15 protein-coding genes and 1 pseudogene are annotated in these 14,699 nt (G+C 66.5%); 7 read left to right on the forward strand and 9 right to left on the reverse strand.

From position 1 onward, the window contains the following. Nucleotide 1: 1 nt before the first annotated feature. The 3 genes and pseudogenes from H9L13_RS12090 to rsmH form a co-directional block, all read right to left on the reverse strand. Entirely contained in the window at nt 2-1,705 is a 1,704-nt protein-coding gene (locus H9L13_RS12090; protein WP_187537917.1) for a peptidoglycan D,D-transpeptidase FtsI family protein, read from the reverse strand. After that, complete coding sequence (locus H9L13_RS12095; RefSeq protein ID WP_187537918.1) at nt 1,702-2,421, reverse strand: hypothetical protein; 720 nt, start codon at nt 2,419-2,421, stop codon at nt 1,702-1,704. The genes H9L13_RS12090 and H9L13_RS12095 overlap by 4 nt, the downstream gene beginning before the upstream one ends. Next, nucleotides 2,418-3,373 (reverse strand): annotated as a pseudogene (rsmH, locus tag H9L13_RS12100) (16S rRNA (cytosine(1402)-N(4))-methyltransferase RsmH). The gene H9L13_RS12095 and the pseudogene rsmH overlap by 4 nt, the downstream one beginning before the upstream one ends. On the opposite strand from rsmH, the gene H9L13_RS12105 reads away from it, so the two are divergent. Beyond that, nucleotides 3,357-4,115 (forward strand): hypothetical protein, encoded by a 759-nt coding sequence (locus H9L13_RS12105; protein WP_187537919.1) that lies wholly within the window; start codon nt 3,357-3,359, stop codon nt 4,113-4,115. The pseudogene rsmH and the gene H9L13_RS12105 sit on opposite strands and share 17 nt — an antisense overlap. A 27-nt stretch (nt 4,116-4,142) precedes the next feature. On the opposite strand, the gene H9L13_RS12110 is transcribed toward H9L13_RS12105, so the two are convergent. Beyond that, complete coding sequence (locus H9L13_RS12110) at nt 4,143-4,859, reverse strand: Gldg family protein (protein ID WP_187537920.1); 717 nt, start codon at nt 4,857-4,859, stop codon at nt 4,143-4,145. After that, nucleotides 4,856-5,083 carry a hypothetical protein gene (locus tag H9L13_RS12115; RefSeq protein WP_187537921.1) on the reverse strand — a complete coding sequence of 76 codons (228 nt, stop codon included), beginning with the start codon at nt 5,081-5,083 and terminating at the stop codon, nt 4,856-4,858. Before H9L13_RS12115 ends, H9L13_RS12110 begins: the two co-directional genes overlap by 4 nt. 83 nt (nt 5,084-5,166) lie before the next feature. On the opposite strand from H9L13_RS12115, the gene H9L13_RS12120 reads away from it, so the two are divergent. The 6 genes from H9L13_RS12120 (at nt 5,167) to bfr (ending at nt 10,778) form a co-directional block, all read left to right on the forward strand. Then, nucleotides 5,167-5,547, forward strand: coding sequence for a hypothetical protein (locus tag H9L13_RS12120; RefSeq protein WP_187537922.1), 381 nt, complete (start codon nt 5,167-5,169; stop codon nt 5,545-5,547). Nucleotides 5,548-5,608: 61 nt separating this feature from the next. Beyond that, entirely contained in the window at nt 5,609-7,264 is a 1,656-nt protein-coding gene (locus tag H9L13_RS12125; protein WP_187537923.1) for a serine hydrolase domain-containing protein, read from the forward strand. 38 nt (nt 7,265-7,302) lie between these two features. Beyond that, nucleotides 7,303-9,537: a phosphoribosylformylglycinamidine synthase subunit PurL gene (purL, locus tag H9L13_RS12130; protein WP_187537924.1), complete on the forward strand. Its 2,235-nt coding sequence runs from the start codon at nt 7,303-7,305 to the stop codon at nt 9,535-9,537. Then, a complete protein-coding gene (locus tag H9L13_RS12135) occupies nt 9,534-9,836 on the forward strand; it encodes a hypothetical protein (protein ID WP_244954813.1) in 303 nt (100 codons plus the stop codon). Before purL ends, H9L13_RS12135 begins: the two co-directional genes overlap by 4 nt. Before the next feature lie 151 nt (nt 9,837-9,987). Further along, the gene (locus H9L13_RS12140; protein ID WP_187537925.1) at nt 9,988-10,179 is read left to right on the forward strand and encodes a (2Fe-2S)-binding protein; all 192 of its coding nucleotides are present in this window, start codon (nt 9,988-9,990) and stop codon (nt 10,177-10,179) included. 116 nt (nt 10,180-10,295) lie between these two features. Beyond that, complete coding sequence (gene bfr, locus H9L13_RS12145) at nt 10,296-10,778, forward strand: bacterioferritin (RefSeq protein ID WP_187537926.1); 483 nt, start codon at nt 10,296-10,298, stop codon at nt 10,776-10,778. A gap of 38 nt (nt 10,779-10,816) precedes the next feature. Here bfr and H9L13_RS12150 read toward each other — a convergent pair whose 3' ends face one another. From H9L13_RS12150 to H9L13_RS12165, 4 genes are read right to left on the reverse strand one after another with little or no spacing between them, the layout of a single operon-like run. Then, the gene (locus tag H9L13_RS12150; RefSeq protein WP_187537927.1) at nt 10,817-11,242 is read right to left on the reverse strand and encodes an Hpt domain-containing protein; all 426 of its coding nucleotides are present in this window, start codon (nt 11,240-11,242) and stop codon (nt 10,817-10,819) included. Between the two features lie 34 nt (nt 11,243-11,276). Continuing rightward, complete coding sequence (gene der / locus H9L13_RS12155; protein ID WP_187537928.1) at nt 11,277-12,629, reverse strand: ribosome biogenesis GTPase Der; 1,353 nt, start codon at nt 12,627-12,629, stop codon at nt 11,277-11,279. A 40-nt stretch (nt 12,630-12,669) separates the two neighbouring features. Continuing rightward, on the reverse strand, nt 12,670-14,001 hold the full coding sequence (locus tag H9L13_RS12160; protein ID WP_187537929.1) for an outer membrane protein assembly factor BamB family protein: 1,332 nt from the start codon (nt 13,999-14,001) through the stop codon (nt 12,670-12,672). An 8-nt stretch (nt 14,002-14,009) separates the two neighbouring features. Continuing rightward, entirely contained in the window at nt 14,010-14,675 is a 666-nt protein-coding gene (locus tag H9L13_RS12165; RefSeq protein WP_187537930.1) for a tetratricopeptide repeat protein, read from the reverse strand. Nucleotides 14,676-14,699: the final 24 nt, after the last annotated feature.

The raw sequence follows: 14,699 nt of genomic DNA on the forward strand, positions 1-14,699 counted from the left end.
CTTACTTCCCCGCGTCTTCGTGGATGTACGGCAGCACCTCCGCCATGTTCGGCTCGCGCGTCTTGTCGGGGCGAACGCCGAGCATCGGCGCGATCCGGCTGACGGTCTTGCTGACCACCGGCGCGACGTTCCACCCGGCCGTGCGGAACCCAAAGGTTTCGGCGGTGGCTTTGGGCTCATCGAGCATGACCACGACCACATAGCGGGGTTCGTCCATCGGGAAAACGCCGGCAAAGGTCGTCACCAGCAACGAGCGGTTGTGATATTTTTCCGCCGATCCGGTCTTGCCCCCCACGCGGTAACCCGGCGCGTCGGCCTTCTTGCCGGTGCCCTTGGTCACCACCAGGCGAAGCAGCGAGCGCATGCGGTAACTGGTTTCCTCGCTGAACGCGCGGCGGCCCTTGCCGGGGGGGTGCGCGCGATCGACCTTGAGCAAGGTCGGCGGGCGATAGATGCCGCCGTTGTAGAGCGCGGCGTACCCGCTCGCGAGGTGAAGCGGCGTCACCGCGATGCCGTGGCCGTAGCCGACGGTCATCGTTTCGAGCGGTCCCCAATTGCTGCCCGGAGTTAGCGTACGCCCCTTTTCGCGCAGTTCGATCGCGATCGGATCAAGGAAGCCCATCTTGCCGAGGAACGCCTTCTGCCGCGCCGCGCCGATCTGCGCCGCAATCTGCGCGGTGCCGATGTTGGAGCTTTCCTTCATGATCTCGGCGACGGTGCACGCGCGGCCGAACGGGTGCGTGTCGTTGATGGTGCGGCCGTAGGCGGGCAATTCGTTCGGGCAATTGTAGATCTGGCCGAAGCTCTTGATGATCCCGGCGTCCATCGCCATCGCAACGGTGAACGGCTTGAAGGTCGATCCAAGCTCGTAGACGCCCAAGGTCGCGCGGTTGAAGCGCGCTTCGGGCGAGCCCTGCCCGGCCGCATTGGGATTGAGTTGCGGCAGCGAGGTCATCGCCAGCACTTCGCTGGTGTGGATGTCCATCACGATCCCCGCCGCGCCTACCGCGGAGTAGGTGGTCATCGCGCCGAGCAGTTCGTGCTCGAGCGCCTGCTGCAGCCGGCTGGAAATCGACAGCGTCAACGGCTCGCCGCGGGTGGCCAGCGCCGCGAGGCGATCGTCATAGGCATATTCCATGCCGGCGACGCCGCGCCCGTCGACATCGGTATAGCCGATGACATGCGCGGCAAGGCTGGTCTGCGGGTAGAGGCGATCGGGCTCGCGCTGCATCGCAAGACCCGGCTCGCCCAGCGAATTGACCGCCTCGACCAGGGACGGCGGCGCGCGCCGGCGCAGGTAGAAGAAGGTACGATCGGACTTGAGCATCGCAAAATATTGCTCTTCAGATTTCTCCGGCATGAGGACGGCGAGCCGCCGCGCCAGGTCGAGCTTGCTGCCGATGACCTTGGCCGGATGAAGCGCGATGATCCAGGCGTCGATGGTGCGCGCGAGCGGCTGGCCGTCACGATCGACGATGTCGCCGCGGTCGGGGACGAGGCTGGTGACGCCGACCTTGCGACCGGCATGGTCGCCGAAGGCGGCAAGCCACAGGATGCGGCCGGCGATCAGGGCGACGATGCCGGCGTAAACCAGCATCCCGAACATCAGCCGCTGGTACATGACGGCGAGCATCTGCCGCCGCTGCCCGACAAGCCGGAGCCGCTCGGGCCGTGCTGCGACGAGAGCGGGCGATGGGGCGTTCATTGCGTCCGGGTACGGTCCTTGGAAGTCTTTGCGGCGGCCTTCTCGGCCAAAGGCGCCAACGGATCGACCTTTGCAACGCGGGCCGGTTTTGTCACCGGCGCGGGGGACTTGGCGGGATCCTTATCCACCGATTTTTTCGCCGCCGGTTTGGCGGCCGCGAGGCCCGGCTTATCCGCGGATCGGTCATTGACCGGCTTCGCCGCCGTAACCGGTCGATCCGCAGACTTCGGAGCGGCCGGCTGCGTTGCCGCAGGGGCCGTCTTGGCCGGGACCTCGCGCGTCCCGGTAGAAAGGCTGGCGTCATGCATCAGGCTGCGCGTCGGGCGCGGCGCGACTTCGGCGTCGCCGCCGGCGATCGCGCGCCGCTCGGGCGCCGGGGCGGCAGCCAGGACGACCGGCGCCTCCAGGTCGATCTGCTTCTGCGGCGTGGTCAGGCGGGCAAGCTCGAACGACCCGCCGAGGAACTGGTCGGCGGACGGCGCCGACAGCGCCAGCACCTTGGCATTCCACCGCTCGAGCTGGGCAAGCCGGCCGCGCGTCCCAATCTCGGTCTGGAGCACGCGCAGGTCGCGCTGGGCGAGGACGATCTTGGTCTCGACCTCCTCAAGCGCGGCGCGTTCGGACGCGACACGAAGCGACACCAGGTAGCAGCCCAGCGCAGCACCCGCGCAGCTGGCAACCATGAATACCGAACGAAAGCTTCGGCCGCCGCTCATTGCAGGCGTTCCTTTCTTGGGGAGGCAGTGGTGCGGACCGCGCTGCGCAACCGCGCCGAACGCGCGCGGGGATTTGCGGCCAGCTCGCGTTCCGTCGGGGAAACCGCCTTGGCGACGTGTTCGAACGTGGGCACGTTCGGGTCGACCACGGCAGGACGGTGACGCGAGCCGGCCGGCATTCCCCGCTACGTTCGCGGAAGAAACGCTTCACGATCCGGTCTTCGAGGCTGTGAAAGGTGACGACGGCCAGCCGGCCGCCGGGCTTGAGCGCGCGCTCCGCCGCCTCCAGCCCCTGCTCGAGCTCGTCGAGCTCGGCATTGAGATGGATGCGAACCGCCTGGAATGTCCGCGTCGCCGGGTCCGCCTTCTGCCCCGGGCGAAAGCCCGCGGCGCGGCGCACGATCGCGGCGAGCTCGCCGGTGCGCTCGATCGGACGCGCGGCGACGATGGCGCGGGCGATGGCGCGGGCTCGCGGCTCTTCGCCATAATCCTTGAGGATGCGCGCGATCTCGGCTTCGTCGGCCGCGTTGAGAAACTCGGCGGCGGTCAGGCCCGACTTGCTCATGCGCATGTCGAGCGGACCGTCGGCCTGGAAGGAAAAGCCGCGGTCCGCCCGGTCGATCTGCATCGAAGACACGCCGATATCGAGCGCAATCGCGTCGACCTGTCCGATGCCCCGTTCAGCCAGCACTCGGTCCATCTGGCTGAAGCGTTCGTTGATCAGAGTCAGGCGGGGATCCGGGACGAGCGATGCACCGTCCGCAATCGCGTCGGGGTCGCGATCGAAGCCGATCACTCGTCCCGCCCCCGCCCCGAGCATGGCGCGCGTATAGCCGCCCGCTCCGAACGTTCCGTCGACCGCCGTGTCGCCCGCGCGAAGCGCGAGCGCGGCGATCACCTCGCCGACCAGCACCGGCACATGTGGGGCTATGTGCGTGCCGGTGCTGGTCATGCCTGTGCCCCCGCTCTTCCAAGCGGTAACGGGCGATGTCCTTGAGATCCTTGGGGATGCGCGCATCGTCGAGGAGCAGTTGCGGGTTCCAGATCTGGAAGGTTTCGCCGGTGCCGAGGAACAAGGCGAGATCGCCGATCTGACCCTTGCGGCGCATCATCGGGGGCATGAGGATGCGGCCGCTGCTGTCGTACGGCACTTCTTCCGTGGCGGCGAAGGCCATCAGGTTGCGCTGCTGATATTCGAGCTGCGCGTCGGCGCTGGTCTCTTCTTTCTCCAGCAGGCGCTCGAGCTTGGCGTGCTTCAGCGCCGCGTAGGCGGGGTCGTAGGCGCTGAGGCAGGGAAAGGCTTCGTGCTTGGCGAGAACGATGGTGCGCGCGTCGCCGCGCCGCTCGACCACCGAGCGAAGGAATGCGGGGATGGAGACGCGGCCCTTTGCATCGACCGCGTTCAGCGCGCTGCCCTGGAACAGATGCTCAAGCGCCACAATTGCTCCCCTTCGCAACGCGCGAGCCATCGGTCGCGGGAGCACGGCCTTGCCGCGCCTCCGCGCTCGAACGTCGAAATTGGGTTTGACCCCCGCGCTACAGCCAGTGTTGGTAACTCAACACGCCAAGGGACACAATGGGTTTTTATGGGATATCATGGGAATTCATGCCGAAAGCTTGGATTCCCGCGGGATTTAGTTGGTCGCAAATGGATCTGTTCTTGCGTTGTTCTCCGTGTCCATCCCTGTGGATAAGTCTGTTGCTAAACGCCCCGTCGTGAATCAGGCGCGGCTTAGCCGATCAAGCAGGGCGAGCAGCGAATCGAGATTGCGGCCAGTCGCCCCGGCCAGATGCTCGACCCCAATGAAGTCGGCGTCGGCAACGATCAGCGCCCGCCCCTTGCCCACGGCGCAGTCGGCTAGCAGCCGGCCGGCGCTGATCGCGCAGCGCCCGTGGAGCGTACCCGGCGACGCGGTCATGACCTCCCGCCCCGCCAGCGTCCGCACTTGCGGCCCCGCAGTCTCCGGCGTGTCGAGCCGCACGCCCCAGCGGGCGAGCAGGCCGGTGTCGCTGAACATCGGGGGTGGCCGCAACGGGTCGCCGAGTGCCCGTTCGCTTGGCCATTCGAGCGCCGGATCGGCGAGCAGCAAGACGCGCCCACCCCGCCGCACCCAGCCGTCGAGCGCAACCAAGTTCTCGGATGTCTGCGCCGGCGGGTGGGCCAGCAGCAGCAAGTTATGTCCTGACAGCTCGGCCGTGCTGGTGACGCTGATTGGCCGAACGCGGTAGCGCGTCTCAAGTGCCTGCAGGACGCGTGACCCGCCGCCGTCGAGCGCGAACTGTTCGCCGAACACGATCGGCAGGCTGGTGAGGAGCAGAAGTACCGGCTTTTCGGCCGCCTGCGGGGCGGGGCGCTGCTTCGAGGCCAGGGCCCACGCGCCGGCCACGAGCAGCAGGAGGGCAAGCGCGGCCAGCACGCGTGCGCGCGTGCCGGTCATTCCGCGCTGTTGTTCGACACCGCCTCCTGCGCGCCGGGCGCGACCCCCAGTTCCGCCAGCGGCTCACTCGGCTCGTTGGTGACGGCAGCGGCCGCCTCATTCGTCGCGTCGCTCCGGCTCGATCGGCTGATCACCGATCCGAGCAGGACGAGGAGGAACGCAAACGCGAGGCCCGTGAGCCCGATGCGGATGCGCTGTGCGCTGGTCCCGGCTTGGTCAGGCATTGATCGACGAAGCTATGTCTCATTTCGACAATAGGCAAGTTGGCCGCTTGACGCCGCCTTCGTGCCAGGAGCAAGGCGCGGACATGACTCGGTCTATTTTTGCAACGATGATTGCCGCCGCCGCGCTAGCCGGCTGCAACAACGGAGATAACACCGTCGTCGGCCAGGGTGCCGATTACGGAAACAATGTGGCGTCGCCGGCGGAGGTCCAGCTGCCGCCGTCGATCGCTTCCAGCAAGGTCTATCGCTGTGCCGACAACGATGTCGTCTATGTCGACTGGCTGTCCGACGGGAAGTCGGCCAACGTTCGCACCGAGCAAGGCGGCCCGCCCACCCAGGTCGTGGCGCCCAACCCAGGCGAGCCGATGACCGCCGCTGGCGGCTATTCGATCGAGGGCACGGCCACCGACGCCAGCGTGACCATCGCCGTTCCCGGCCAGTCGGCGGAACGCTGCAAGGCCTAAGACATTGATCCCCTTCCCTCCGCCCACTCGGAATCGGGGTGGCGGAGGGTAAGGCTTCACCATGACGATCAGCCGGCGTGCCTTTTCGAGCGGAGCCCTGTCGCTCGCGATCGGCAGTCAGCTGCCGGCCGCGGCCTGGGCGCAAGCGCGCCCGACGCTGACCGCGGCGCTAAATTCGATCCGCGCTTATGGCGATGCCCACCTTCGCCACTTCAACCTGCCCGGAATGACGCTGGGCGTGACCGCCCCCAACGGCTTCGCGACGGTGATGAACTTCGGCGTTGCCGACCTGGCCACGCGCGCGCTGATCGGGCCGAGCACCTTGTTCCAGATCGGGTCGCTGACCAAGGTCATGACCGCCCTCGTCATCCACCAGCTCGCGGCGGAAGGGCGGCTCAAGCTGAGCGATGCGGCGAGCGCGCTGGTCCCGGACATCGCTTTGCCGGCGGCAAGCGCCATCACCGTGCAGCACTTGCTCGACCACCGTTCGGGCTTGCCCGACTTCACCGCGATTGCGCCCGAGGACGGGCTGTGGACCGGCTTCGCGCCCGGCGAGCATTATTATTATTCCAACACCGGCTATGAGGTCCTGACGCGGATCGCCGAGCGCGCCGGCGGCAAGCCGCTCGCCAGCCTGTTCGCCGAGCGCATCTTCGCACCGCTCGGCATGTCGCTCAGCCGCGGCGCGATCGTTTCGGCGGATCGCGCGCGCTACGCCCAGGGCTATGAAGCGGCCGACGTGTCCATTCCGTTCGTGCGCGGGACAGGCCTGGTGCCCGCGCCGTGGGTCGACTGGGATTCAGGCGCGGGCAGCGTGGGATCGACCGCCGCCGACATGAACCTGTTCCTGCGCGCGCTGGCACAGTTGGCGCAGGCGCGGCCGGCACTCGGACTCGACGCCGCCGCCGCTTCCGAGTTCGTCCGCCACGCCCTGCCCGCCGACGTGCCCGGCGCCACCTATGGCAACGGCCTGCGTCACATCCGCGAAGGCGGTCGCGACTATTTCCATCACACCGGCGGGATGCTGAGCTTCTCGTCCGCCTTCCACCTCGACCGCGCGAGCGGCGTCGGCGCCTTCGCCAGTACCTCGCTCAGCGCCTTCGCCTCCTATCGCCCGCGGCTGCTGACCCGTTTCGCCGCCGACGTCATGACCAATTTCCTTGCCGGCCGCGCTTTGCCCTACCCGTCCGTGCTCGACACCCCGGTGGCGAACATCCCAAGCTACATCGGGCGTTATTCGGGCGCGGCGGGAAGTTTCGAGATCCGCGCCGGCAAGCCGCTGACGATCGTTGCCGACGGGCAGTCGGCCGAACTGCAATCCTGGGGCGGCGAGGCCTTTCGCACATCGCACCCGCGTTTCCGCAATTTCACCTTGCTGTTCGACCGCCGTCCGACGGGGATTGCGGGCGCCGCCTGGGGACCCGCGACCTATGTTCGCGACGGCGTGACGGTCAAGGCCGCGCCGTCCGACCCGGCGCTGGCCCTCTTCGCCGGGCGCTATACCAGCCCGAGCCCATGGTGGCGGACGATTACCGTGGTTGAGCGCGAAGGGCGGTTGTGGCTCGGCACCGAAACGCCGCTGACCAGGATCGGCGACAATCTGTGGCGCGCCGGCAAGGACAGCTGGTCGCCCGAGCGCGCGTCTTTCCGCGACCTCGTCGACGGACGCCCGCAGACCCTCGTCTTCTCCGGCGAGACCTTCCGCCGCGGCGGCTGACCTAGCCGCCGCTCGGCGCGACCGCTAAGGGGCCGCGCATGGACGTCCTCGAAGCCCCCGCCATCACCCCCGACATCATCGCCGAACACGGCCTTAGCGACGAAGAATATCAGCGCATCCTGCGTGCGATGGGACGCGAGCCGAACCTCGTCGAGCTGGGCATCTTTTCGGTCATGTGGTCGGAGCATTGCAGCTACAAAAGCTCGCGCTTCCACCTCAAGAAGCTGCCGACCAGCGCGCCGTGGGTGATCCAGGGGCCGGGCGAGAATGCCGGGGTGATCGACATTGGCGACGGCGACGCGGCAATCTTCAAGATGGAGAGCCACAACCACCCGTCCTACATTGAGCCCTATCAGGGCGCGGCGACGGGCGTCGGCGGGATCCTGCGCGACGTGTTCACCATGGGCGCGCGGCCGATCGCCAATCTGAATGCACTGCGCTTCGGGCGGCCCGACCATCCCAAGATGCGCCACCTCATCAGGGGCGTCGTCCACGGCATCGGCGGCTATGGCAATTGCGTCGGCGTTCCGACGGTGGGCGGCGAGGTCAATTTCGACACCGCTTATGACGGGAACATCCTGGTCAATGCGATGACCGTCGGCGTCGCCAAGACGGACAAGATTTTCTATTCGGCGGCAACCGGGATCGGCAATCCGATCGTCTATGTCGGCAGCAAGACTGGCCGCGACGGGATCCACGGCGCGACCATGGCTTCCGCCGATTTCGACGAGAATAGCGACGAGAAGCGCCCGACGGTTCAGGTCGGCGATCCGTTCACCGAAAAGCTGCTGATCGAGGCCTGCCTCGAGCTGATGGCAACCGACGCGATCGTCGCGATCCAGGACATGGGCGCGGCGGGCCTCACCTCCTCGTCGGTCGAGATGGCGAGCAAGGGCGGCGCCGGCATCCGCCTGGTCATGGACCGCGTGCCGCAGCGCGAAGAAGGCATGACGCCCTACGAAATGATGCTGTCGGAATCGCAAGAGCGGATGCTGATGGTCCTCAAGCCCGGCCGCGAGGCCGAGGCCGAGGCGATCTTCAAGAAGTGGGAGCTCGACTTCGCGGTCATCGGCGAAGTCACCGATACCGGGCATATGGTACTCGAATGGAAGGGCGAGGTGGTGTGCGACATCCCGCTCGGCCCGCTCGCAGACGACGCCCCCGAGTACGATCGGCCGCACATGAGCCTCGACGACTATAAGGCGTGGGCGCAGGTGAAGCCGCTCGAGGACGTTCCCGAGAGCACAGACATCGCGGGCGATCTGCTCAAGCTGATGGCCTCGCCCAATCTCGCCTCGCGACGCTGGATCTGGGAGCAGTACGACCAGTCGGTCGGCGCCAACACCGTCCAGCGCCCCGGCGGCGACGCGGCAGTGGTGCGCGTCCACGGCACGCGCAAGGCGCTGGCGATGACCACCGATTGCACCCCGCGCTATTGCTACGCCGACCCCTACGAAGGCGGCAAGCAAGCGATCGCCGAGGCCTACCGCAACCTGTGCGCGGTGGGGGCGCGGCCTTTGGCGGTGACCAACTGTCTCAACTTCGGCAACCCGCAGCGGCCCGAGATCATGGCCCAGTTCGTAGAATGCCTGCGCGGCATGGGCGACGCCTGCCGCGCGCTCGATTTCCCGATCGTTAGCGGCAACGTCAGCCTCTACAACGAAAGCAAGGCGACGGGTGGCGGCAGCGCGATCCTGCCCACACCCGCGATTGGTGGTGTGGGGCTGCTGGAGGACTGGCAGGCCAGCGCGACGATTGCGTTCAAGACGGAGGGCGAGACGTTGATGCTGATCGGCCATTCGGCCGGCCATGTGGGCCAGTCGCTGTGGCTCGACGTATGCCACGGCGGCCGCGCCGGCGACGCACCCCCGGTCGACCTCGACGTCGAGCAGCGTCTGGGTCGCTTGTTGCGTGAATTGATCGCGGGCGGACGCGTCAGCGCGGTCCACGACGTCAGCGATGGCGGCGCGCTCGTTGCGATTGCCGAAATGGCGCTGGCGGGAAATCGCGGCGCCACGATTTCGCTCCCGGCCATGCCCAACCCCGCGACAATCCTGTTCGGCGAGGACCAGGGCCGCGCGCTGGTTAGCACAATGGAGCCGGCGGCAGTGACGGAGGCAGCGACCGCAGCGAACCTCTTCTCGGCAGGGATCGGCACCGTCCGCGGTGATGCGATTGCAGGGCCGGGCTTCGCCGTGCCCCTCGCCGACCTCCGCGCCGCGCATGAAGGCTTCTTCCCCAGGCTGATGGGCGCCGACGCCGCCCTGGCATGACTTCGGGCTATTCCGGGACGCCGCTGGCGCGAAAATTGTCGCTGAAGGACAAGATGCGCGTGTGGTGGGACGGCGTGCCCAACGGCGTTCGCGGCGAGATTCGCGCGGGGCTTGAGGACCAAGGCGCGGCGATCGAGCTGCTCGACATCCCCAAGCCGCCGATTGACGCCGCGCACATCTTCGTCACGGCGCGCGGCGAGCTCGAAGCCAAGCTGCACCTGCTGATGCCGCTGCTCGCCCCGGCGGCTTCATCTGGGTCAGCTGGCCCAAGAAGGCGGCAAAGGTCGAGACCGACGTGACCGAGGACACTATCCGCGACGTATGCCTGCCGATGGGGCTGGTCGACGTCAAAGTCTGCGCCCTCGACGCCGTCTGGTCCGGCCTCAAGCTGATGCGGCGGCGATCATAGCCTCTTGCGAATGTGTCGCATTATCGACTATAGCGAGTCCCATGATCGTCTGCGTCTGCAATCGGATCACGGAGAGTGAGGTGCGCAAGGCGGCGCGTGCCGGCGCGACGACTCCTGATGCGGCTTACGCCTGCCACGGCTGCGAGGCGCAGTGCGGCTGCTGCCTCGATTATGCGCAGGAACTGATCGATGAGGAGCGTGCCACGGCGCCGCGCCTGCGGCTCGTCGCCTGATCTTTGCGACTGACTATCAATCGCAAGTTTTCCGCAGTTTTCCGCCAAAATTTCGCTTCCCACATTCACCGTGCAAGCGTAGAGCCGCGTGAACGGCGTGAGGCGGAGAATTTTCCATGAAGGGCGACCCTAAGGTCATTGAGCTGCTTAACGAGGCGCTCAAGGAAGAACTGACCGCAATCAACCAATATTGGCTGCACTACCGCATGCTCGACAATTGGGGGGTCAAGAAGCTCGCCGACTATGAGCGGCACGAATCAATCGACGAGATGAAGCATGCCGACCGCTTGGCGGAGCGCATCCTGTTCCTCGACGGCCTGCCCAATTTCCAGGCGCTTGGCCGGCTGCGGATCGGCGAGAATGTCGAGGAAGTCCTCAAGGCCGACATGGAAGCCGAGCTGTCCGGCGCGAAGCTTTACCGCGACCTCGTCCAGCACGCCGAAAGCGTCCGCGACTATGTCACCCGCGACCTTGCGCGCGAAATCCTGGCGGACGAGGAAAAGCACATCGATTTCCTCGAGACGCAATTCGAGATGATCGCCCGAATGGGCCTGCAGAATTACGTGCAACTGCAAAGCGAGGCGGCGGAGGGCGAGTAAGGTCTACCGGATCAGGTCCGGGATGACTCCGACGCGGTTCAGATTCGCCCGAACCCCTGGTTGCTGGCTTTGCGGCCGAAGCCCGTGGGCGCGGCGCGCGTCATCAGCGGGTTGGTCGCCCGGTCGAACTGATCGACGGTCGAATCGAACAAGCGGCGCAATTCCACGACTTCCGGGACGAGTTCGTCGGGGAAGCGATGAGTTTCCACGCAAACGCGGGCGGTGGATTCGATGAGTTCCGCGATCTTCGCCAGCGGCTCTGCGCCCAGTTGCCGCGATTCGCCCTTGATGGTGTGCGCGGGAAGGACGAGCGCGGGCGTGTTCTGCTCGCGCATCGCCTGCTCGATCTGGGTGATCGACTTGGCGCCGTCCTCACGGAAATAGCTGAGGATGCGGATGAACCCCGGGCCCAGCTCCGCCCGACTCTTTTCGAAGAGCGCCCAATCGATGATGTCCGCGTCCATAGCTCCGGACTAGGCACAAACGGTAAACTTTGCCTTAGCGCCGCGCCCGGTCGAACGGATTGGCACGACCGCGGAATTCAAGCCGGAGCGGGACCGGACCAATCCCCAGGTCGCGCCGCATCGCGTTCAGCAAATAGCGGCGATAACTGTCGGGCAATTCGTCGAGCCGATTGCCGAACACGACGAAGCTGGGCGGTCGGCTTTTCACCTGCGTGATGTAGCGCAGCTTGATCCGCTGGCCCTTCGGCGCGGGCGGCGGGTTGGCCTCGATCGCGCCTTCGAACCAGCGGTTGAGCTCGCCCGTGGGAACGCGCTTGCTCCACGCCTCGCGCAGGTCGAACGCGACTTCGAGCAAGGTATCGATGCCCTTGCCCGTCTTCGCTGACACCGTGAGCAGCGGCACGTCGCGCAATTGCGACAGCCCTTCCGCAAGCGCCGCCTTGATACCGTTGAACAGCGACGAGGCCTGTTCGGCGACGTCCCACTTGTTGACCGCGATGATCAGCGCGCGGCCTTCCTCCAGCGTTTGCGAGGCGATGCGCAGGTCCTGTGCCTCGAGCCCGCGGGTGGCATCGAGCAGCAGCACCACCACCTCGGCATAATCGATCGCCCGGCGGGTGTCGGCGGCGGATAGCTTTTCAAGCTTGTCCTCGACCTTGGCGCGCTTGCGAAGGCCGGCCGTGTCCACCAGCCGCACCGGCTTTCCCTGCCAGGTCCAGTCGAGGCTGATTGAATCGCGCGTGATGCCCGCTTCGGGTCCGGTGATCATCCGGTCTTCGCCAAGCATGCGGTTGACCAGGGTCGACTTGCCCGCGTTGGGGCGCCCGACGATCGCCAGCTTGAGCTGATGGTCGCCGTTCGCCTCGTCGTCCTCCTCCGCGTCGGGATCGCGCTCGACATGGGGGCGGACGGCCTCGAACAGATCGGCGACGCCCTCGCCATGTTCGGCGCTGAGCGCGATGGGGTCGCCGAAACCAAGGCCGAAAGCTTCGAAAATGCCCGATTCGGCGGCGCGGCCCTCGGCCTTGTTGGCGACCAGCACGACCGGGGTCTTCGACGCGCGCAGCCAGCGGCCGATCTCCTCGTCGAGCGGGGTCAGGCCTTCGCGCGCATCGACCAGGAACAGGGCGACATCGGCCTCATTCACCGCGGCTTCGGTCTGCTGCCGCATTCGCCCGGGCAGGCTGGCGGGATCCTCGTCCTCGAACCCCGCCGTGTCGATCACGCGAAAGTCGAGCCCAAGCAGATTCGCCTCGCCCTCGCGCCGGTCGCGGGTCACGCCGGGCCGGTCGTCGACCAGCGCCACGCGCTTGCCAACGAGCCGGTTGAACAGGGTCGATTTACCGACGTTGGGCCGGCCGACGATCGCAACAGTGGGGAGCGGCATGGCAGCGCCGATAGCAGGCTGTTCGCCTCGCGGCGAAATATTAGCGGAAGGCGTGCAACTGGCCGTCGTTGTCGAACACGAACAAGGTCGAATCCGCGACGATCGGCGACAGGTTGATGCCCGCCGATACGCGCGTCTGGCTCTGGAAGGATCCGCTGACCGGATCGACGTTCACCAGGACGCCGTTGGAGCCGGCGACAATCAGGCGGTCACCGGCCAGGATCGGCCCCGAATAATCGATTTGCCCGCGCTTCGAGCCGGGCCGTTCGAACTGCGGCAATTGGTTGATCCAGCGCACGCGCCCGGTCGCCCGCGACAGGCACAGCAGCTTGGCGTCGGCGGTCACGACGAAAATCCATTCCGGCGCCACCCACGGCGTCGAAATGCCCGAGATGTTCACTTCCCAGATGCGCTGGCCGGTGGTCAGCTCGAGCGCGACCATGCGCCCGCCTTGCCCGACCGCGATCACCTGGCCATTGTCGATCACCGGATCGGCGTCGATGTCGCTGAGCGAGGAGACGCTGGTGCGGATGCTGGTCGGCTGGAGCGCGTCCTGCCACACCTGCCGGCCATTTTCGTAGCGGTATGCGTTGAGCTCGCCCGACGAAAAGCCGGCAACGACCGTGCCCTGCCCGACGGCGGGCGCGGCCGATCCAAAGATCCCCGCAATCTCGAGCGAGGCGGGCTGCGACCAATTCTGGCGGCCGTCGGATTCCCGAAGCGAAAAGATCTGATTGTCCTGGCTGATGACGTAGAGCGCGCCATCGGCCACCGTCGGCGCGCCGCGCAGCGGTCCGCCCGGGCGCACTTGCCAGACGATGCCGCCATTGGTGACGTCGAGCGCGGCGACATAACCGAGGCCGTTGGTGGCGTAGATGCGACCGTTGTTGAAGGCGATCCCGCCGCCGTAGAGGGAGGCTTCGTTGCCGCGGTCGTTGGGGGTCTGGCTAGCCCACAGCAGCCCGCCGTTTCGCGTGTCGAAGGCACGCACGGTGCCCAGGATATCGATGGTGTAAACGCGGCCGCCGGCAACCACCGGCTCTGACGCCAGGCGCGCGGTCAGCGTACTTCCGCGGCCGCCATTGACGGTGAAGGCACGTGTCAGGGCATTGCCGAGCGCGAGATGCCCCATCGACTTGGTCGCATTCCCGCCCGACTGCGTCCATTCGCTGTTTACGGTGGCGGGAGGAAGCGACATCGGCAGTGCCGTGGTCGCCGGATCGACCTGAACGTCACTGTCCGCGGTCAGCACCGCAATGCGCTCGCCAAGAACCGGGGTCTTGGGAGTCGATTTCTTGATGATGCCGCATCCGCTGACGGCGAGCGCCGCTGTGGCGATAACGAAGAAACGGGTGATGTCAGACTTGATCATGCTTGGTCCTACTGGGCCGTCGCCGGCAGCGCCGCGCTTGCATCCACGCCGAGTGTAGCGGCGATCTGAACGGCGCGAGCGCGAAGTGCGTCCGGAACGGTGTTGTCCTTGGCGATGGTGGCAAAAAGGCGACCCGCTTCATCCCGCTTGCCCTGCTTCAACAATGCTGCGGCGGTCATTTCCCCGGCAGAGCCGAACCACGGCTGTCCCGGCTTGGCCAACGGCGCCATTCGGGCAATCACGTCTTCGGGCTTCATGCTGTCGAATTCGAGTGCAGTCTGCCGAAGGAGGGCGAGATCGCGATAGGGTTGCGGCATATCCTCGTCCCCGGACACCTCGCGATACTTGGCCAAGGCGAGCTTGATGTCGCGTTGTTCGATCGCGATCGCCGCACGGGTAAACAGCGCGGAGGCGCGAATCGCTTCGTCACTTTCGGCCGCCAGGCTATCGAGCTGCGCGGGTGCCTGGCGAATGTTTCCGTTGGCGATCGCGCGATAGATTTGCGCGAGCTGCTCGACCTGGGCTTCGGCTTTCCTGATCTGCTGCTGCTTCCAGAAAATATATCCGCCGCTGGCGACCAGGAACAGCACCACGCCGGCGATGATCCATGTGCCATATCGCTTCGCGAAGTCGCGCGCGCGGTCCCGCCGGAGGTTCTCGTCGACCTCCCGCAAAAAGGTTTCGCTAGTGTTCGGGGG

Origin of the sequence: Sphingomonas lutea, from assembly GCF_014396785.1 — a bacterium.
GTDB classification, from domain to species: Bacteria; Pseudomonadota; Alphaproteobacteria; order Sphingomonadales; family Sphingomonadaceae; genus Sphingomicrobium; species Sphingomicrobium luteum.